We start from the raw sequence: 15,282 nt of genomic DNA on the forward strand, positions 1-15,282 counted from the left end.
AGTCCCTACGTAGCGTCTCCGGCATCTACCAGAATCGCATTCTCATCCGCATTTTTCAGTCCGGCCACAAGCGGCAGCCCGATTACAGATTCCCCGTCACCCTGGAGATATCCATGGGTATCATTCGTATGATAAATCGTAATCTCTGTCGTCTCTTCCTCTGTCTGCGCAGTGTCTTCCTCCTGCTGTGCCGTCTCTTCGGTCGACTGTGTTGTTTCTTCGGCCGCCTGTACCGTTTCATCGATTGTCTCTACCGTCTCTTCCGCTGAAACCGGAACAGCCTGGAAAGTCAGTCCGAGCGCCAGAACAGCCGCAAGAATACATTTTCTGTTTCTCATCTTCCACTCCTTATTGAATCGTCTCCCTGCTTCCGTTTCTATTATACCATTCCCTTTGCCCGGCCGAAACATTGTTTCCCCCATTTTTTTGTGCCGTCCGGCCACATGGATTTTCCTTTGCCAACCATTCCGGGATATGATATGATGTGTGAAATGAAAGGAGCACATTATGAAACCAGAAATCTTATTCGAGGATTCCGAGATCCTCGTCTGTCATAAACCTGCCGGGACGGCTGTCCAGACTGCATCTTTTTCGTCCCAGGACATGGTCAGCCTTCTGAAAAATCATCTCATGCGGGAGGCAAGGAAAAGCGGGACTCCGTTGAAGGGGGCACCGTATCTTGCTGTCATCCATCGGCTTGACCAGCCTGTAGAAGGAATTCTCGTATTTGGGAAGACGAAAAAGGCGGCCGCCGCATTAAACACCCAGCTTACCGGGGATGGTTTCGGGAAATATTATGAGGCTGTCACGGAAGGTGCTCCGACTGAGTCTTCCGGAACTTTGACCGACTGGCTTGTCCGGGATGGACGCACGAATCTTTCTTCCGTCTGTTCACCGGATACGCCCGATGCCAAAAAGGCCGTCCTGGACTACCAGATGCTGGATCAGCATACCCGGGACGGGCGGCTCATTTCCCGTCTGTCCATTCATCTGCACACGGGACGGCATCACCAGATCCGTGTCCAGCTTGCCCATGCAGGCTGTCCGATTCTGGGGGACCGCAAATACAATCCGGACGGCATTCCTTCCCGCAGACTCCATCTCTGCGCCTGCCGCCTTGATTTTCTGCATCCGTCCACCAAAAAGCCGCTTCACTTTGAAATCCGTCCTTTCTTTTCCGGGGAAGATTTGAACTAGTCTTTCTAAGTCTTTTCCGGGGGCGGCCTTGGGAATTCAGACAGGATTTCCCGCAACAAAAAGCCGGAAAAAGCATCCCTTTTCGGTATCTGCTTTTTCCGGCTTTCTTATCCTTTAAATTGTCCTTTACATAACCCTAAAACATTTTATTCCTGGTCTTCTCCGTCTTCTTCTGTCAAAGCCTGCTCATATTTCTCGAGGATGATGCTCTGGATACGGTTTCTTGTATCAGAATTGATTGGGTGAGCGATATCTCTGTACTCTCCGTCCAAAGCCTTTTTGCTAGGCATCGCGATGAACAGTCCTTTTTCCCCTTCGATAACTTTGATGTCGTGTACGACAAACTCTTCATCCATCGTTATTGACACAACTGCCTTTAATTTCCCCTCTTTTGCTACTTTTCTTACGCGCACATCTGTAATCTGCATATTACCTGCCCCTTTCTTAAGTACTATATATGCTCGCTAAAGCGCATATCTCTCATTCTTTTCGACAACAATTTTGATGCCGTTTTCCCCGACGTGCCTTGTGTTGGCACGGATTGTATCGCGGCTTTCCACGATACAGTTTTCAATGTATGTATTATCTCCAAGATAAACATCATTCATGATAATTGAATTTCTTACAACACAGTTGTTTCCGATGAATGCTTTCTTGAACAGGATCGAATTTTCCACGGTTCCGTTCACAATACATCCACTGGAGACAAGACTGTTCTTTACGTAGGATCCCGGATTGTATTTTGCCGGCGGAAGATCACTGACTTTGGAGTATACCGGCGGATACTCTTTGAAAAAGTAATTCCGCACTTCCGGCCTCAGGAAATCCATATTTGTCTGATAGTATGCTTCTGCTGTGGAAATATTGCTCCAGTAGCTGGAGATCTTATATCCGTAAATCTTTTTAAGATTCTTATAACGGATCAGGATATCGTTGACGAAATCGTAACGGTCCTCCTGTGCTGCATGTTCAATCAGATCGATCAGCTGTCTGCGGCGGATCACATAGATTCCGGTGGAAATGGTATTGGAATTTGCCACCATCGGTTTTTCCTCGAACTCCTGAATTCTCATGGAATCGTCCATCTTGATTGTTCCGAATCTCGTCGCATCTTCGCCCGGTGCGAGATCCTTGCATACTACTGTAATATCTGCTTTTTTCTTAATATGATATTCCAGAACTTCGTTGTAATCCAGTTTGTACACAGCATCACCGGATGTAATGATAACGTACGGCTCATGGCATTTTTTCAGGAAGTCGAGATTCTGATAAATCGCGTCTGCGGTTCCCCGGTACCAGCTGCCGTTTTCCAGTGTAATCGTCGGAGTAAAAACAAAAAGTCCTCCCTGTTTTCTACCGAAATCCCACCATTTGGATGAACTCAGGTGCTCATTTAAAGATCTCGCATTGTACTGTGTCAATACTGCAACTTTCTGAATATGGGAATTGGTCATATTGCTGAGTGCGAAGTCAATGCACCGGTAGCTTCCTGCCACCGGCATGGCTGCCACAGCCCGTTTATATGTCAGTTCACGCATTTTATGATTATTGCCGCCTGCCAGAATGATCCCTACTGCTCTCATACGCGTTCACCTGCCTTTATCAATGTCTCTCCGCTTTCCAGCACTCCGTTCGGATAGTCCTCTGCCTCTGTCACGCCGCTGATGGCAGTATTCTTGCCAATCTGAACATTGGACGGGATCACGGAATTCTCTCCGATCGTCACAAGCCCGAAGGAGTAGATCGCCGGCTTTTCCTTATTCGGCACATCACTTCCGATGCCCAGCGTCACATGATCTCCAATCCGGACATTCTCCGCAATGATCGACTTGTCAATCACGCCGTTTTCACCGATCACGGTGTCTTTCATAATAATAGAATCTCTGACAACCGTTCCTTTTCCGATCACAACCCCGGCACCGATCACGGAATTACGGACTTCTCCGTAAATCTCGGAACCATTGCTGATAATGCTGCGTTCCACAACCGCCTGATCGGAAATATACTGCGGCGGCAGGATCGAACTGTTTGTGTAAATCTTCCAGAATTCTTCGTAAAGGTTGAATTCCGGGATCAGATCTATCAGTTCCATGTTGGCTTCCCAGTAGGATCCAAGTGTTCCTACATCTTTCCAGTAACCATTGTACTCATACGCGAAAAGACGCTTGCCATTTTCATGGCAGTACGGAATCACGTGCTTTCCAAAGTCACAGGACGGCTCGTCTGACATTTTTACAAGTGCATCTTTGAGCACCGGCCAGCTGAAAATATAAATTCCCATGGACGCCAGATTGCTCCTCGGCTCCTTTGGTTTTTCCTGGAAATCATTGATGCGTCCTTCCTCATCCGCAACTACAATTCCAAACCGGCTTGCCTCCTCAAGCGGCACCGGCATGGCAGCGATGGTGACATCCGCATTGTGCTCTTTATGATAATCCAGCATTACTTCATAATCCATTTTGTAAATATGATCACCGGATAAAATAAGCACATAGTCCGGATTAAACGACTCCATATAATCCAGGTTCTGATAGATCGCATTTGCCGTTCCAGTATACCACTCGCTGTTCGTGCTTTTCTCATATGGCGGCAGAATCGTGACACCGCCCACATTGCGGTCCAGATCCCATGGGATTCCGATTCCAATATGAGAATTCAGACGAAGCGGCTGATACTGTGTCAGGACTCCGACTGTATCGATCCCCGAATTAATGCAGTTACTGAGCGGAAAATCGATAATCCTGTACTTGCCGCCGAACGCTACTGCAGGCTTCGCCACTTTGGCAGTCAAAACACCAAGCCTGCTTCCCTGTCCACCGGCCAGCAGCATTGCTATCATCTCTTTTTTTATCATGTCCTCACCCCTTGTCAGTAATTTAATGTCATTATTATAACACACTTTTTATAAATATCGAGTAAATTTTATATATTTTTGCCGTTTTTCTTCTATTTTTTATGCATTTTACATAATCTTAACCGCTTTTTATAGACACTGTGTTGTTTTTAAGGCAATTTTGTGTATTTTTTTCTCTCCTGCTCTATATATTACTATGCGGACAGGCTTTCTTTCAGAACTGCTTTTTCACATTTTTCAGGGTAAAATGTTCTGGCCTTGAAGCGTTGTATCTTTCATTTTGTTATGCTACAATGAACGGGAACAGCAGACCGGCAGGGATTTTTTCCCCGCCGGTATGTAAAATAAGCCAGAAACGGAAGTGTAAAATATGTACAAAATTAACTTTAACGAACCTGTTCATATTCATTTTATCGGCATAGGCGGTATCAGCATGAGCGGGCTTGCCGAAATCTTACTGGACGAACATTTTACCGTCAGCGGTTCTGATAATAAGGAGTCTTCTCTCACAGATCATCTGGTTTCGATGGGCGCGAAAGTTTTCATCGGTCAGAAGGCTTCCAATATAGAAGATACTGTACAGGTCGTCGTGTACACGGCGGCCATCCACGAAGATAATGAGGAATATCAGGAGGCGGTAAGACGCGGCCTTCCGATGCTCAGCCGGGCCGAGCTGCTTGGCCAGCTGATGACTAACTACAAAATTCCGGTCGCAGTAGCCGGAACCCACGGGAAGACGACGACGACTTCCATGCTTTCCCATATTCTTCTCGCCGGAGAGAAAGATCCTACGATCTCCGTAGGCGGTATTTTAAAGGCCATCCACGGCAATATCCGTGTCGGCGGCTCCGAGGTCTTTGTCACAGAAGCCTGTGAATATACAAACAGCTACCATCACTTCTTCCCGAAGATCAGTATCATCCTGAATATCGAGGAAGACCATATGGACTTCTTTAAAGATATTGACGACATTCGCAATTCTTTCCATACCTTTGCGAAGCTTCTTCCTGATGACGGCACTCTGATTATCAATGGAGAGATCAGCCATCTGGAAGAGATCCTGGAGGGACTTGACTGTAATGTCATCATCTACGATGTGCACAGGGAAAATGCGGATTTCAGCGCAAAAGAGATTACCCACAATGAGAAAGGCAATGTTTCTTTCCTTCTCCTTGTAAAAGGACAGGAGGCCGGTCGGATTCATCTTTCCGTAAACGGACTTCACAACGTATCCAATGCCCTCGCGGCCATTGCTGCTGCATCTCTTCTGGATGTCCCGATGGAGAAGATTCAGGAGGGACTTCTCTCTTTTGAAGGGACAGACCGTCGTTTCCAGTATAAAGGAGACGTGAACGGTTTCCACATTGTGGACGATTACGCGCACCATCCGACCGAGATCCGGGCTACTCTGGAGGCGGCAAAGTCTTACCCGCACAAGGAGACATGGTGCGTCTTCCAGCCTCACACCTACAGCCGGACAAAAGCCTTTTTCCATGAGTTCGCGGATGCACTTTCCCTTGCGGATCATATCATTCTTGCAGATATCTACGCGGCCCGCGAGACCGATACCCTCGGTATGTCTTCCGGACTTCTGGCGGACGAATTGAGGGCAAAAGGGTGCGATGTGCACTATTTTCCAGGCTTTGACGAGATCGAAACATTTATTTTAGAAAATTGTAAAAAAGACGACCTGTTGATAACTATGGGGGCCGGAGATGTTGTAAATATTGGGGAGAGTCTTCTCAAACGGTAGTTTTCCACAGAATCCACACTGTTTTATCCACAAAGTGTGGGAAAAATAATGCTTTTTCTCCCGGTCTTAAAGTGCTATAATACCTTTACTTTAGAAAGAAAGACAGAGGTTTCGAGGAATGGGTATGTTAAAAATCACAGATTGTACGGGACAACATTTTACGTGTGTTGATAATGCATTTATCGACTCCTACATGGCAAAGGCGAACGGGGAATACGTCAAAGTATACCTCCTTTTGCTGCGCCGTATGGAGAGCAGTTCTCCTTTTTCGGTTTCCGAATTTGCGGAGATTCTGGATAACACAGAGGGAGATATTATCCGCGCTTTGAAATACTGGGCGAAGAAAGGGCTTCTTACGATCGAGTACGGCCCGGACGGCGAGATGTGCGGACTTCAGATGGACGCACCGCAGAAATCGGATGCCGCGAAAAAGGCGGACGCTCCTTCTGCATCTGTGGACATACCTGTGCCGGACAGCCAGGTTGCCGCTCCGGCCTCTGTTCCGGAGGATACGCCTGTTCCTGCCGTGGACAGTCCTGTGGATTCCGCCCCTGCGAATCCTCCGATCGGTGATATCAGCGAATACAAGAGCCGCCGGGAGTTCAAGCAGCTTCTGTTCATCGCCGAACAGTACATCGGACGTACCCTGTCTCCTTCCGATGTGGAGACACTTACTTATTTCTATGACACCTTACAGTTCTCCGTGGAGCTGACCGAGTATCTGATCGAGTACTGCGTAGAGAACGGACACCGGAGCATGCACTACATCAAGTCCGTAGCTCTTGCCTGGGCGGATGCCGGTATCCGGACCGTATCAGAGGCAAGAAGATCCGCTTCCTTTTACAATAAGGACTGCACAGCGGTTCTGAAAGCATTCGGCATCACCGGGCGCATGGCCGCTCCGGTTGAGACAGAGCTTGTGAAGAAGTGGACCGGGCAGTACGGCTTTACCATTGATATTATTGTGGAGGCATGCAGCCGGACCATTTCCGCCATCCATCAGCCAAGTTTTGAATACGCGGACAAGATCCTGACGAACTGGCACCAGAAAGGTGTGCATCACCTTGCGGATATTGCGGCTATCGATGCCGCCTACATCAAGAAGCGTTCCGAGAAGTCTGCTTCCCAGCCGGCTCCGGCTTCCGGGAAAAAGACAAAGTTCAGCAATTTCGAGGAGCGCGACTACAATATGGACGACCTGGAGAGACAGCTTTTACAGAGCTGAGTAAAGGAGAAGTTTCATGGCACTGACGAATTCACAGTATGACGCCATCATGCGGATCTACGAGCAGAAGCATCTTCGGACGCACGACAGGCTGACCCGCCATTACAGTGAAATATATGAAAAGATTCCCCGGATCCGTGAGATTGATGAGGAGATCTCACACCTTGGTGTTGCAGGAGCCAAAGCGCTGATCGATGGCAATGCCGATGCGCCTGCCCGATTCCGGGAAAGGCTTCATGCCCTGAGGGATGAAAAGCAGGCACTGCTTGCCGGTTCCGGTTACCCTTCGGACTATCTGGAACCTTCCTATGAATGTCCGGACTGTCAGGACACAGGATATCTTGACGGCCGGAAATGCCGTTGTTTCCAGAAGGCGGAGATTGACCTGCTCTACACCCAGTCCAACCTGCAGGATATTTTAGAGAGTGAAAATTTTTCTTCTTTCCGGATGGATTACTATTCTTCGGATTTTATTGATCCGGTGAGCGGCAAAAGTTCGCTGGATATGGCAAAAGAGGCGCTTCATGTGTGCCGATCCTTTGTGGACAGCTTTGGAAGCAAGTTCCAGAATCTTCTGATCTATGGAAATACCGGAGTCGGAAAGACCTTTCTGACCCACTGTATTGCCAGAGAGCTGATGGATCATATTCACTCGGTGATTTACGTGACGTCCTCGCAGCTCTTTGATATTCTGGGAAGCAGAGAGTTTGACACAGACCCGGAGAAGCGCCAGGCCGGCGCCCTGCTGGACGAGTGCGAGCTTCTGATTATCGATGACCTTGGGACGGAGCTTACCAATTCCTTTACGGTCTCCCAGCTGTTTATCTGCCTGAATGACCGGATTTTGCAGAAGAAATCTACTATTATCTCTACCAATTTGTCATTAAATGAGATAAAATCAATATATAGCGAAAGAACGTTTTCCCGCATCAGCAGTAACTACCGCCTGCTCAAACTTGCGGGTGACGATATCAGAATCAAAAAGAAACTAATGAAATAGGAGGCAAAGCAATGCTGCACCGTACAGAACGAAATCTGGAAAATATCCCTGTAGGAGCCCTTGGCATTATCGCCCTGACGGGCTGTGAGGAGATGGGCCAGAAAGTCAATGACTATATTGTCAAATGGCGAAAAGAAGATGGACATGTCTTCAAAGACGACGTTGTTTTTACCGGATATGAAAAAGACAATTATCTGATCCACGCCGCTACACCGCGTTTCGGCTCAGGAGAAGCAAAAGGCGTACTCAGCGAATCCATCCGTGGAAAGGATATCTATCTGATGGTGGATGTCTGCAACTACAGCCTGACCTATTCCCTGAACGGTCAGATCAACCACATGTCCCCGGACGACCACTTTCAGAATCTGAAGCGTATCATCGCCGCGATCGGAGGGAAGGCGCGCCGTGTCAATGTCATCATGCCGTTCCTCTACGAGAGCCGCCAGCACAAGCGCAGCAGCCGTGAGTCTCTGGACTGTGCCCTGGCTCTTCAGGAGCTTGTAAAAATGGGTGTGGACAATATCATTACCTTTGACGCCCACGATCCACGAGTACAGAACGCGATTCCGCTGAGCGGATTTGAAACTGTCCGTCCGACTTATCAGTTTGTAAAGGGACTTTTAAGAACTGTAAAAGATTTGAAGATCGACAGTGATCACATGATGGCAATCAGCCCGGACGAAGGTGCGACCGGACGTGCAATCTATCTTGCCAATGTCCTTGGCCTGAATATGGGTATGTTCTATAAACGCCGTGATTACACAAGAATCGTTGACGGCCGCAATCCGATCGTTGCCCACGAGTTCCTCGGTGATTCCGTAGAGGGCAAGGATGTGATCATTCTTGACGATATGATCTCCTCCGGAGACAGTATGATCGATGTCGCAAAACAGCTGAAAGAAAGAAAGGCAAACCGGATCTTTGCCGCTGCAACATTCGGTCTGTTCACAAATGGTCTTGAGAAATTCGACAAGGCATACGAGGAAGGCATCATCAACAATATCCTCACAACTAACCTGATTTATCAGACGCCGGAGCTTTTAAGCCGTCCGTACTATATCAACTGCGACATGAGCAAGTACATCGCTCTTCTGATCGATACACTGAATCATGACGATTCTATCAGCAGTATCTTAAGTCCGAGCGAGCGTATCCAGCATGTAGTAAACAAATACCGCAACGGAGAGGAGATTTAATCCCATCCGTCACGGTATGCAAGATGCATATGATCAAGTGCTTCTTTTTCCCTGTTCTGACAGGTGAAGAGGAGCACTTGTTTTTTCTGTCCGGCCAGCCACCGGAGTGCCGCTTCCATTCGTTTATCATCGTAATACGCAAAGGTGTCGTCGAGAATGATCGGGAGTGGTTCTTCGTAAAGAATTTCAGATGCCGCCATCCTTACCGCAAAGTAGATCTGCTCAATCGTTCCCCGGCTCATCATGTGAATCGGAATCTTACGGATGCCGTCAAAAATGCTGATTTCCAGCCCTTCTTCGATAAAGATCCTGGTATAGCGTCCGTCCGTAAGCTCTCCCAGAATTTCAGCTGCCCGCTTTGCAAGGCGGTTTCCTGTTTCTTTTCTTACATCTCCGGATACCTCCTGCATTCTTTCGGCCGCGAGTTCCAGTGCCGCTTTTTTCTGTTCCAGGTTCTTCTCCTCTTCGGAAACAGTACATGCCTCGGAAATCATTTCCTGCAGGTTCTCATATTCCACCTGTCTGTCTCTTCGGTCCGATCTCAGCTTCTCCCTGTTCCATTTCAGCTTGTCAATTCTTCTTCTGACAGCCTGTTCTTCCTCTGTCTGCTCTCTCTCCGGCTCCGGCCGCATTACCCAAAGTTCGGCCAGAAGCCCTGCCGCTGCCCAGATCACAGCTGTAAAATAACGGATGGAGGATGGAAGAAGTATCATCAGGAGAATCAGCACTGCAAACCAGACCGCCGCTCCTTTCAGCGGGAACTTCTTCTTTTTCTGTTCACCCCGCGCCTGCTCATACGTATCCAGGAGCCGCTTCCCTCTCCGGATCTCTTCTTCGCCTGCTGCCGCTTCCCGTTGAATACGGTCCAGATCTTTTGCGATATATTCGGCCGCACGTTCCGCCTCTTCCCGTTTCTGAAGCCGTTTCCGGGCTTCCTCGCGCAGAAGAATGCTTATCTCCTTTTTTCGCTTCTGAAGTCCTGCAAGGGCCGCCTCCAGGTCCATATTTCCCGCACCCGATGCATAATAGTTGGCCGCATAATTTTTCAGAGCAGAGGAAAGCTCTTCTCCAGGCCTGACCTTCAGCTGTCCGACTGCCACTGTATTTTCAAACCCGGCAACATCCAGATCCAGCAGCAGCGCCTGAAGATCCCCGCTCTCTTCGGAAAGTTCCTCTCCATCATCCAGACAGAAAAGCCTTGTCTTCTTTCCCTTTCTGGCAAAATCCCTTTCCAGCTGGAAATGCCGTCCTCCGCTCTCAAACCGGACCATTCCGCAGTACTGAGTCGGATTCCTCCACGGCTCATACTGGTGGAACTCATCCTTTGCCGCGCCTCTTCCGCGTCCTCTTTCCACATCAAAGAGCATACTTTTAATAAACGCATAGACCGTCGATTTCCCCGCCTCATTTTCTGCGCTGAACAGATTGATCCCGTCGGAAAGTTCAATCGTTCTGTTATGGAATTTTCCGAAACTCCAAAGTTCCAGTCGCTCTAACTTCATCTCTTCTTGTATCCCCTTTTTCTCTCTTTTGTGTATCGGTTACTCTTTTCTCGTCTCCAGAATCGCCTGTACACCCTCGTACAGCGCCATCTGCTCTACTTCGCCGCGGCTTTCCTCTTCCTGTTCAAGAAAACTCTGGATAAATCTTCCAAGGAGGTTCTGGCCGTTGGAAGCGCACAGCTTTTCATAGTCATAAGCCGGGGTTGTCATATCCCGGATGTCAACGACACCTCCGCCCGCATCCATATTTACGGTATCAAAACGGATATCCGGGTCCCGGAGTCCTTTCAGTGTAAAGCGGTACATATTTTCCACGCCGTTTTCCTCGATCTTCTCCCGGAGGGTATCCAGAAGGAGACGGCCTGTCATGTCCTCGTCCACCGGAATATCCAGATGGATGTACTCCCGCTTTGCCGCAGGAACAAACTCCGTCTCGACTACGCCATTCTCTGCGGTTCCTATCACATACCCGTGTTTTCCGGTGTCATTCGGGTCTGTCGGCTCCGGAGAACCGCTGTACCGGCATTTTCCCGTTATTTCCGGATCCGGTTTGTGAATGTGGCCAAGAGCCGTATAATCATAACCGAGCAGATCCACCTCTGCCCTCTTAAACGAAAGATGTTTCTCGTCTCCTCCGTGAAGGAGAAGAATCTCGTTTTCCATGCTCCGGACACACTTCCACTCTACCCTGATTCCGCCCTGCAATTCTCTGTCCAGGTAACTGAATCCGGATACTGCGGTCCGAAATTCCGGGAACTCGACTTTCAGAAGGCGTCCTTCCAGAAGCGGGACGACATTGCCCGCCCACTTGAAATTCCGGTACATGGAATTAGGTTTTAAGTAATCATGATTTCCGGCCGTAAATACGACTTTTGTATGAGACAGTCCCGCAAACATGGCGTTGAGCTCTTTCAGTTCCCGTAAAAGCGGCTGTCTGTGGAACACATCCCCCGAAATCAGAAGCAGGTCAATCTGCTCGTCCTCACACCGGTCAAGAATGCTTTTGAAGGTCTCCCAGATCTCTTCCGGGCGTCTCTTCGTATATTCCGGTCCCGCATCAGGCCTCACTCCGAGATGCAGGTCCGATGTATGTATGAATTTCATCCTGAAGTTCCCCTTTCTCTTTCTTTGGAAGGACTACGATAAACCGGGTCTCATGATCATCGCTCTGGGCAGAGATTCTGCCGCCGTGAAGTTCCACGATCTCTTTTGCGATGGCAAGACCGAGCCCCGCTCCTCCGGTTTCACTGGACCTGGAATCGTCCGCCCGGAAGAATTTCTCAAAAATATGCTGCAGCTTGTCATTGGAAATTTTCGGTCCTTCGTTGACAAAGACAATCAGCGCGTTACTCTCATCCTGTGAAACATGGATCCGGATCGTCGAATCCTTCCTGCAGTAGGCAATGGCATTCCGCATGAGATTGTCAAATACTCTGGCAAGCTTGTCCGGGTCGGCCCGGACAACGATATCGTCATCCGCCTCCACCTCACATTTTAAGTTCTTGCCCTGAAGGACCGCGTACATCTCATCTGCAATCTGCTCCAGCATTCTGCTTAAATTCAGTTCTGTCTTTTCCAGAACAATGTCCTGTGCATTAAATTTCGTGATCTCAAAAAACTCTTCGATCAGTTTCCCGAGTCGGATTGCCTTCTCAAGGGAAATCCCCGTGTACTTGATCCTCTCCTCCTCCGGAAGATCCGGATGGGATTCCAGCATACTCAAATACGCCACAATGGATGTCAGCGGCGTTTTGAGGTCATGCGCCAGAAAGACGACCAGATCATTCTTTCTCTGTTCACTTTCCTGCACCTCACGCTCCTGCCGCTCCAGCGTATACTTGATATTGTTCAGCTTTGTCTCGATCGGCTCCAGTTCCGGAATCAGATGGATCGGCTCCTGGGAACGGGAGACGAGTTTCCCGATCTCTTTTTCAACGTCTTCCAGATACGTAATCATTTTTGACAGCGCAATATAGAAAAAAAGCGCAAACAGTGCCAAAAACCCGATCATCATGAAGAACGTCTTATTGTTTCCAAGAATCTGCCAGTACAATGCGATGGCATGCTGCTCTTCTACATGAAAGAATTTCAGGAAGCCAATGAAAATCTCGGATACGTCATCGTTGTAGACCCCATCGATGATGTATTCCAGCAGAAATCCACCGACCAGAACTGTAAGCGCGGTGATCAATACTGTCTGCAGAAGCAGGCTGATCTTCAGTTTCCTGTATTTACTTTTCTTAAATTTTTTCAATCTACTCTTCAACCTTGTATCCCACTCCCCAGACCGTCTTGATGAAATCTGATTTTCCCATAGGACCGCTCATCTTCTCCCGAAGATGTCTGATATGTACCATGACGGTATTGTTGCTGTTCTTATAGTACTTCTCGTGCCACACGTTTTCAAAGAGCTCTTCCGAACTGATGACCTTTCCTCTGTTCTCACAGAGCAGCCACAGAATGTCAAACTCGATCGGAGTCAGTGTCAGATTTTTTTCATTGAAGACACACTCGTGGGAATTGCGGTCCAGAAACAGACCGCCAAAATCAATGACATCGCTCTCCGCCCTGCCGCCGTCATTGTACTTCGTGTAGCGGCGGATCTGTGCCTTTACTCTGGCAACCAGCTCCAGCGGGTTAAACGGCTTTGCGATGTAATCGTCCGCTCCGAGTGTCAGTCCGGTAATCTTGTCGATATACTCGGTCTTTGCCGTCAGCATGATCACCGGGAAATTGTACTTCTCCCTGATCTTTTTCAGAATCGTAAATCCATCGATATCCGGCAGCATGACGTCCAGAAGCGCCAGATCAATCTTCGTGGTTTCTATACAGGCAAGGGCCTCCTCGCCCGTATAGAATTTCAACACCTCATACTGGTCATTTTTCAAATACAGCTCAATAACATCCGCTATCTCCCTCTCATCATCCACAACCAGAATATGATTCATGATTTCTCCCCTTTTCTGAATTTTATCTACAGTTCACAGTTGTTGACCGTTCTTGGGAACGGCAGTACGTCACGGATATTGGACATTCCGGTCAGGTACATGATGCACCGTTCAAATCCGAGTCCGTAGCCTGCGTGACGGGTGGATCCGTATTTTCTCAGATCCAGATAGAATCCGTATTCATCCAGATCCATGCCGAGTTCCTCCATTCTGCTGCGGAGTTTCCCGTAGTCGTCCTCCCTCTGGCTTCCTCCGATGATTTCACCGATTCCCGGCACAAGGCAGTCCATGGCGGCAACGGTCTTTCCATCGTCGTTCTGCTTCATATAGAATGCTTTGATTTCCTTCGGATAGTCGGTTACAAATACCGGTTTCTTATAAATTTCTTCGGTCAGGTATCTCTCATGCTCGGTCTGAAGATCACATCCCCATGATACCTTATACTCGAAGTTGTCGTTGTTTTTCTCCAGAATCTCAATCGCTTCTGTATATGTCACTCTTGCGAATTCGGATTCGACCACATTTGTCAGACGGTCCAGAAGTCCTTTGTCAATAAAGGAGTTGAAAAACTTCATCTCTTCCGGTGCGTTTTCCATCACGTAGCGGATCACATATTTTAACATTGCTTCTGCAAGATCCATATCGTCTTCCAGATTCGCAAATGCGATCTCCGGCTCGATCATCCAGAACTCTGCCGCATGGCGGGTCGTGTTGGAATTCTCCGCACGGAATGTCGGTCCGAATGTATAGACATCACGGAAGGACTGTGCAAATGTCTCTGCGTTGAGCTGTCCGCTTACCGTCAGGCTTGTGTGTTTGTTGAAGAAATCCTTGCTGTAATCGATGCTTCCATCTTCCAGTTTCGGCGGATTCTGAAGATCCATTGTCGTTACCTGGAACATCTCTCCTGCACCCTCACAGTCGCTTCCGGTGATCAGCGGAGTGTGCACATACACGAATCCTCTCTCCTGGAAGAACTGGTGAATCGCGTAGGCTGCAAGAGAACGTACGCGGAACACTGCCTGGAACGTATTTGTTCTTGGGCGCAGATGTGTCATTGTTCTTAAAAATTCCAGTGTGTGGCGCTTCTTCTGAAGCGGGTAGTCCGGAGCGGAAGCTCCTTCTACCGTAATCTCTTCTGCCTGAATCTCAAACGGCTGCTTTGCCTGCGGCGTCGCAACGAGAGTTCCCTTTACTACAATGGCTGCCCCTACGTTTAATCTGGAGATCTCTTTGAAGTTCTCCATCGTATCGTGGTATACCACCTGAATCGGCTCAAAGAAAGAGCCGTCATTTACTACAATAAAACCAAACGCCTTGGAATCCCGGATGCTTCTTACCCATCCTCCGATGGATACCTCCTTGTCCAGGTACGAATCTGTTTTCCTGTATAATTCTTTTACTGTTACTAATTCCATCTTTATTATCCTCCAGTCTCTTTTCGACTTTGTATCATTATAGCATGGTTTGTGCTATTGTGTATATCCCACAAACGTATTCCCGCTTGCATTTACCATCTGATCCATCTCTCCCGACTTTGCCACTTTATAAAAAGTAAATCTTCCAAAAACATCGTATTTATCAATGTTTTTGGAAGATTGATTCAA

The 15,282-nt window shown here is 48.2% G+C and carries 14 protein-coding genes; 5 read left to right on the forward strand and 9 right to left on the reverse strand.

Annotated elements, in window-relative coordinates; all coding sequences use genetic code 11:
* Positions 1–5: 5 nt before the first annotated feature.
* A complete protein-coding gene (locus FGQ85_RS18875) occupies positions 6–338 on the reverse strand; it encodes a hypothetical protein (RefSeq protein ID WP_243128553.1) in 333 nt (110 codons plus the stop codon).
* A 169-nt stretch (positions 339–507) separates the two neighbouring features.
* On the opposite strand from FGQ85_RS18875, the gene FGQ85_RS12375 reads away from it, so the two are divergent.
* Positions 508–1,197 carry an RNA pseudouridine synthase gene (locus tag FGQ85_RS12375; RefSeq protein ID WP_138373592.1) on the forward strand — a complete coding sequence of 230 codons (690 nt, stop codon included), beginning with the start codon at positions 508–510 and terminating at the stop codon, positions 1,195–1,197.
* Positions 1,198–1,343: 146 nt separating this feature from the next.
* On the opposite strand, the gene spoVG is transcribed toward FGQ85_RS12375, so the two are convergent.
* The 3 genes from spoVG to FGQ85_RS12390 are packed head-to-tail and all read right to left on the reverse strand — an operon-like array spanning position 1,344 to position 4,051.
* Entirely contained in the window at positions 1,344–1,625 is a 282-nt protein-coding gene (spoVG, locus tag FGQ85_RS12380) for a septation regulator SpoVG (protein WP_087168844.1), read from the reverse strand.
* Between the two features lie 36 nt (positions 1,626–1,661).
* Complete coding sequence (gene glgD, locus FGQ85_RS12385) at positions 1,662–2,780, reverse strand: glucose-1-phosphate adenylyltransferase subunit GlgD (RefSeq protein ID WP_087168845.1); 1,119 nt, start codon at positions 2,778–2,780, stop codon at positions 1,662–1,664.
* Complete coding sequence (locus FGQ85_RS12390) at positions 2,777–4,051, reverse strand: glucose-1-phosphate adenylyltransferase (protein WP_087168846.1); 1,275 nt, start codon at positions 4,049–4,051, stop codon at positions 2,777–2,779. Before FGQ85_RS12390 ends, glgD begins: the two co-directional genes overlap by 4 nt.
* Before the next feature lie 370 nt (positions 4,052–4,421).
* On the opposite strand from FGQ85_RS12390, the gene murC reads away from it, so the two are divergent.
* From murC to FGQ85_RS12410, 4 genes are all read left to right on the forward strand, one after another.
* The gene (gene murC / locus FGQ85_RS12395) at positions 4,422–5,804 is read left to right on the forward strand and encodes a UDP-N-acetylmuramate--L-alanine ligase (RefSeq protein ID WP_138373593.1); all 1,383 of its coding nucleotides are present in this window, start codon (positions 4,422–4,424) and stop codon (positions 5,802–5,804) included.
* A 118-nt stretch (positions 5,805–5,922) separates the two neighbouring features.
* A complete protein-coding gene (locus tag FGQ85_RS12400) occupies positions 5,923–7,029 on the forward strand; it encodes a DnaD domain protein (RefSeq protein ID WP_138373594.1) in 1,107 nt (368 codons plus the stop codon).
* A 16-nt stretch (positions 7,030–7,045) separates the two neighbouring features.
* Positions 7,046–8,029, forward strand: a complete 984-nt coding sequence (locus FGQ85_RS12405; RefSeq protein ID WP_087254144.1) for an ATP-binding protein — start codon at positions 7,046–7,048, stop codon at positions 8,027–8,029.
* An 11-nt stretch (positions 8,030–8,040) separates the two neighbouring features.
* Complete coding sequence (locus FGQ85_RS12410) at positions 8,041–9,225, forward strand: ribose-phosphate pyrophosphokinase (RefSeq protein WP_087254141.1); 1,185 nt, start codon at positions 8,041–8,043, stop codon at positions 9,223–9,225.
* Here FGQ85_RS12410 and FGQ85_RS12415 read toward each other — a convergent pair.
* From FGQ85_RS12415 to asnS, 5 genes are read right to left on the reverse strand one after another with little or no spacing between them, the layout of a single operon-like run.
* On the reverse strand, positions 9,222–10,727 hold the full coding sequence (locus FGQ85_RS12415) for an AAA family ATPase (RefSeq protein ID WP_138373595.1): 1,506 nt from the start codon (positions 10,725–10,727) through the stop codon (positions 9,222–9,224). The genes FGQ85_RS12410 and FGQ85_RS12415 overlap by 4 nt on opposite strands.
* 39 nt (positions 10,728–10,766) lie before the next feature.
* Positions 10,767–11,831 (reverse strand): DNA repair exonuclease, encoded by a 1,065-nt coding sequence (locus tag FGQ85_RS12420; protein ID WP_087254135.1) that lies wholly within the window; start codon positions 11,829–11,831, stop codon positions 10,767–10,769.
* A complete protein-coding gene (locus FGQ85_RS12425; protein ID WP_087168853.1) occupies positions 11,785–12,981 on the reverse strand; it encodes a HAMP domain-containing sensor histidine kinase in 1,197 nt (398 codons plus the stop codon). Before FGQ85_RS12425 ends, FGQ85_RS12420 begins: the two co-directional genes overlap by 47 nt.
* Position 12,982: 1 nt before the next feature.
* Positions 12,983–13,678, reverse strand: a complete 696-nt coding sequence (gene vanR, locus FGQ85_RS12430; RefSeq protein ID WP_343215511.1) for a VanR-ABDEGLN family response regulator transcription factor — start codon at positions 13,676–13,678, stop codon at positions 12,983–12,985.
* A 23-nt stretch (positions 13,679–13,701) separates the two neighbouring features.
* Positions 13,702–15,093 (reverse strand): asparagine--tRNA ligase, encoded by a 1,392-nt coding sequence (gene asnS, locus FGQ85_RS12435; RefSeq protein WP_138373596.1) that lies wholly within the window; start codon positions 15,091–15,093, stop codon positions 13,702–13,704.
* Between the last annotated feature and the right edge of the window lie 189 nt (positions 15,094–15,282).

Origin of the sequence: Pseudoflavonifractor sp. BSD2780061688st1 E11 (assembly GCF_005844125.1) — a bacterium.
Lineage (GTDB): Bacteria > Bacillota > Clostridia > Lachnospirales > Lachnospiraceae > Sellimonas > Sellimonas catena.

Excerpts from the sequence above, each read along its gene's own strand:
- FGQ85_RS18875 (WP_243128553.1), bottom strand. The coding sequence starts at position 338 with ATGAGAAACAGAAAATGTATTCTTGCGGCTGTTCTGGCGCTCGGACTG.
- FGQ85_RS12375 (WP_138373592.1), top strand. The coding sequence starts at position 508 with ATGAAACCAGAAATCTTATTCGAGGATTCCGAGATCCTCGTCTGTCAT.
- spoVG (WP_087168844.1), bottom strand. The coding sequence starts at position 1,625 with ATGCAGATTACAGATGTGCGCGTAAGAAAAGTAGCAAAAGAGGGGAAA.
- glgD (WP_087168845.1), bottom strand. The coding sequence starts at position 2,780 with ATGAGAGCAGTAGGGATCATTCTGGCAGGCGGCAATAATCATAAAATG.
- FGQ85_RS12390 (WP_087168846.1), bottom strand. The coding sequence starts at position 4,051 with ATGATAAAAAAAGAGATGATAGCAATGCTGCTGGCCGGTGGACAGGGA.
- murC (WP_138373593.1), top strand. The coding sequence starts at position 4,422 with ATGTACAAAATTAACTTTAACGAACCTGTTCATATTCATTTTATCGGC.
- FGQ85_RS12400 (WP_138373594.1), top strand. The coding sequence starts at position 5,923 with ATGGGTATGTTAAAAATCACAGATTGTACGGGACAACATTTTACGTGT.
- FGQ85_RS12405 (WP_087254144.1), top strand. The coding sequence starts at position 7,046 with ATGGCACTGACGAATTCACAGTATGACGCCATCATGCGGATCTACGAG.
- FGQ85_RS12410 (WP_087254141.1), top strand. The coding sequence starts at position 8,041 with ATGCTGCACCGTACAGAACGAAATCTGGAAAATATCCCTGTAGGAGCC.
- FGQ85_RS12415 (WP_138373595.1), bottom strand. The coding sequence starts at position 10,727 with ATGAAGTTAGAGCGACTGGAACTTTGGAGTTTCGGAAAATTCCATAAC.
- FGQ85_RS12420 (WP_087254135.1), bottom strand. The coding sequence starts at position 11,831 with ATGAAATTCATACATACATCGGACCTGCATCTCGGAGTGAGGCCTGAT.
- asnS (WP_138373596.1), bottom strand. The coding sequence starts at position 15,093 with ATGGAATTAGTAACAGTAAAAGAATTATACAGGAAAACAGATTCGTAC.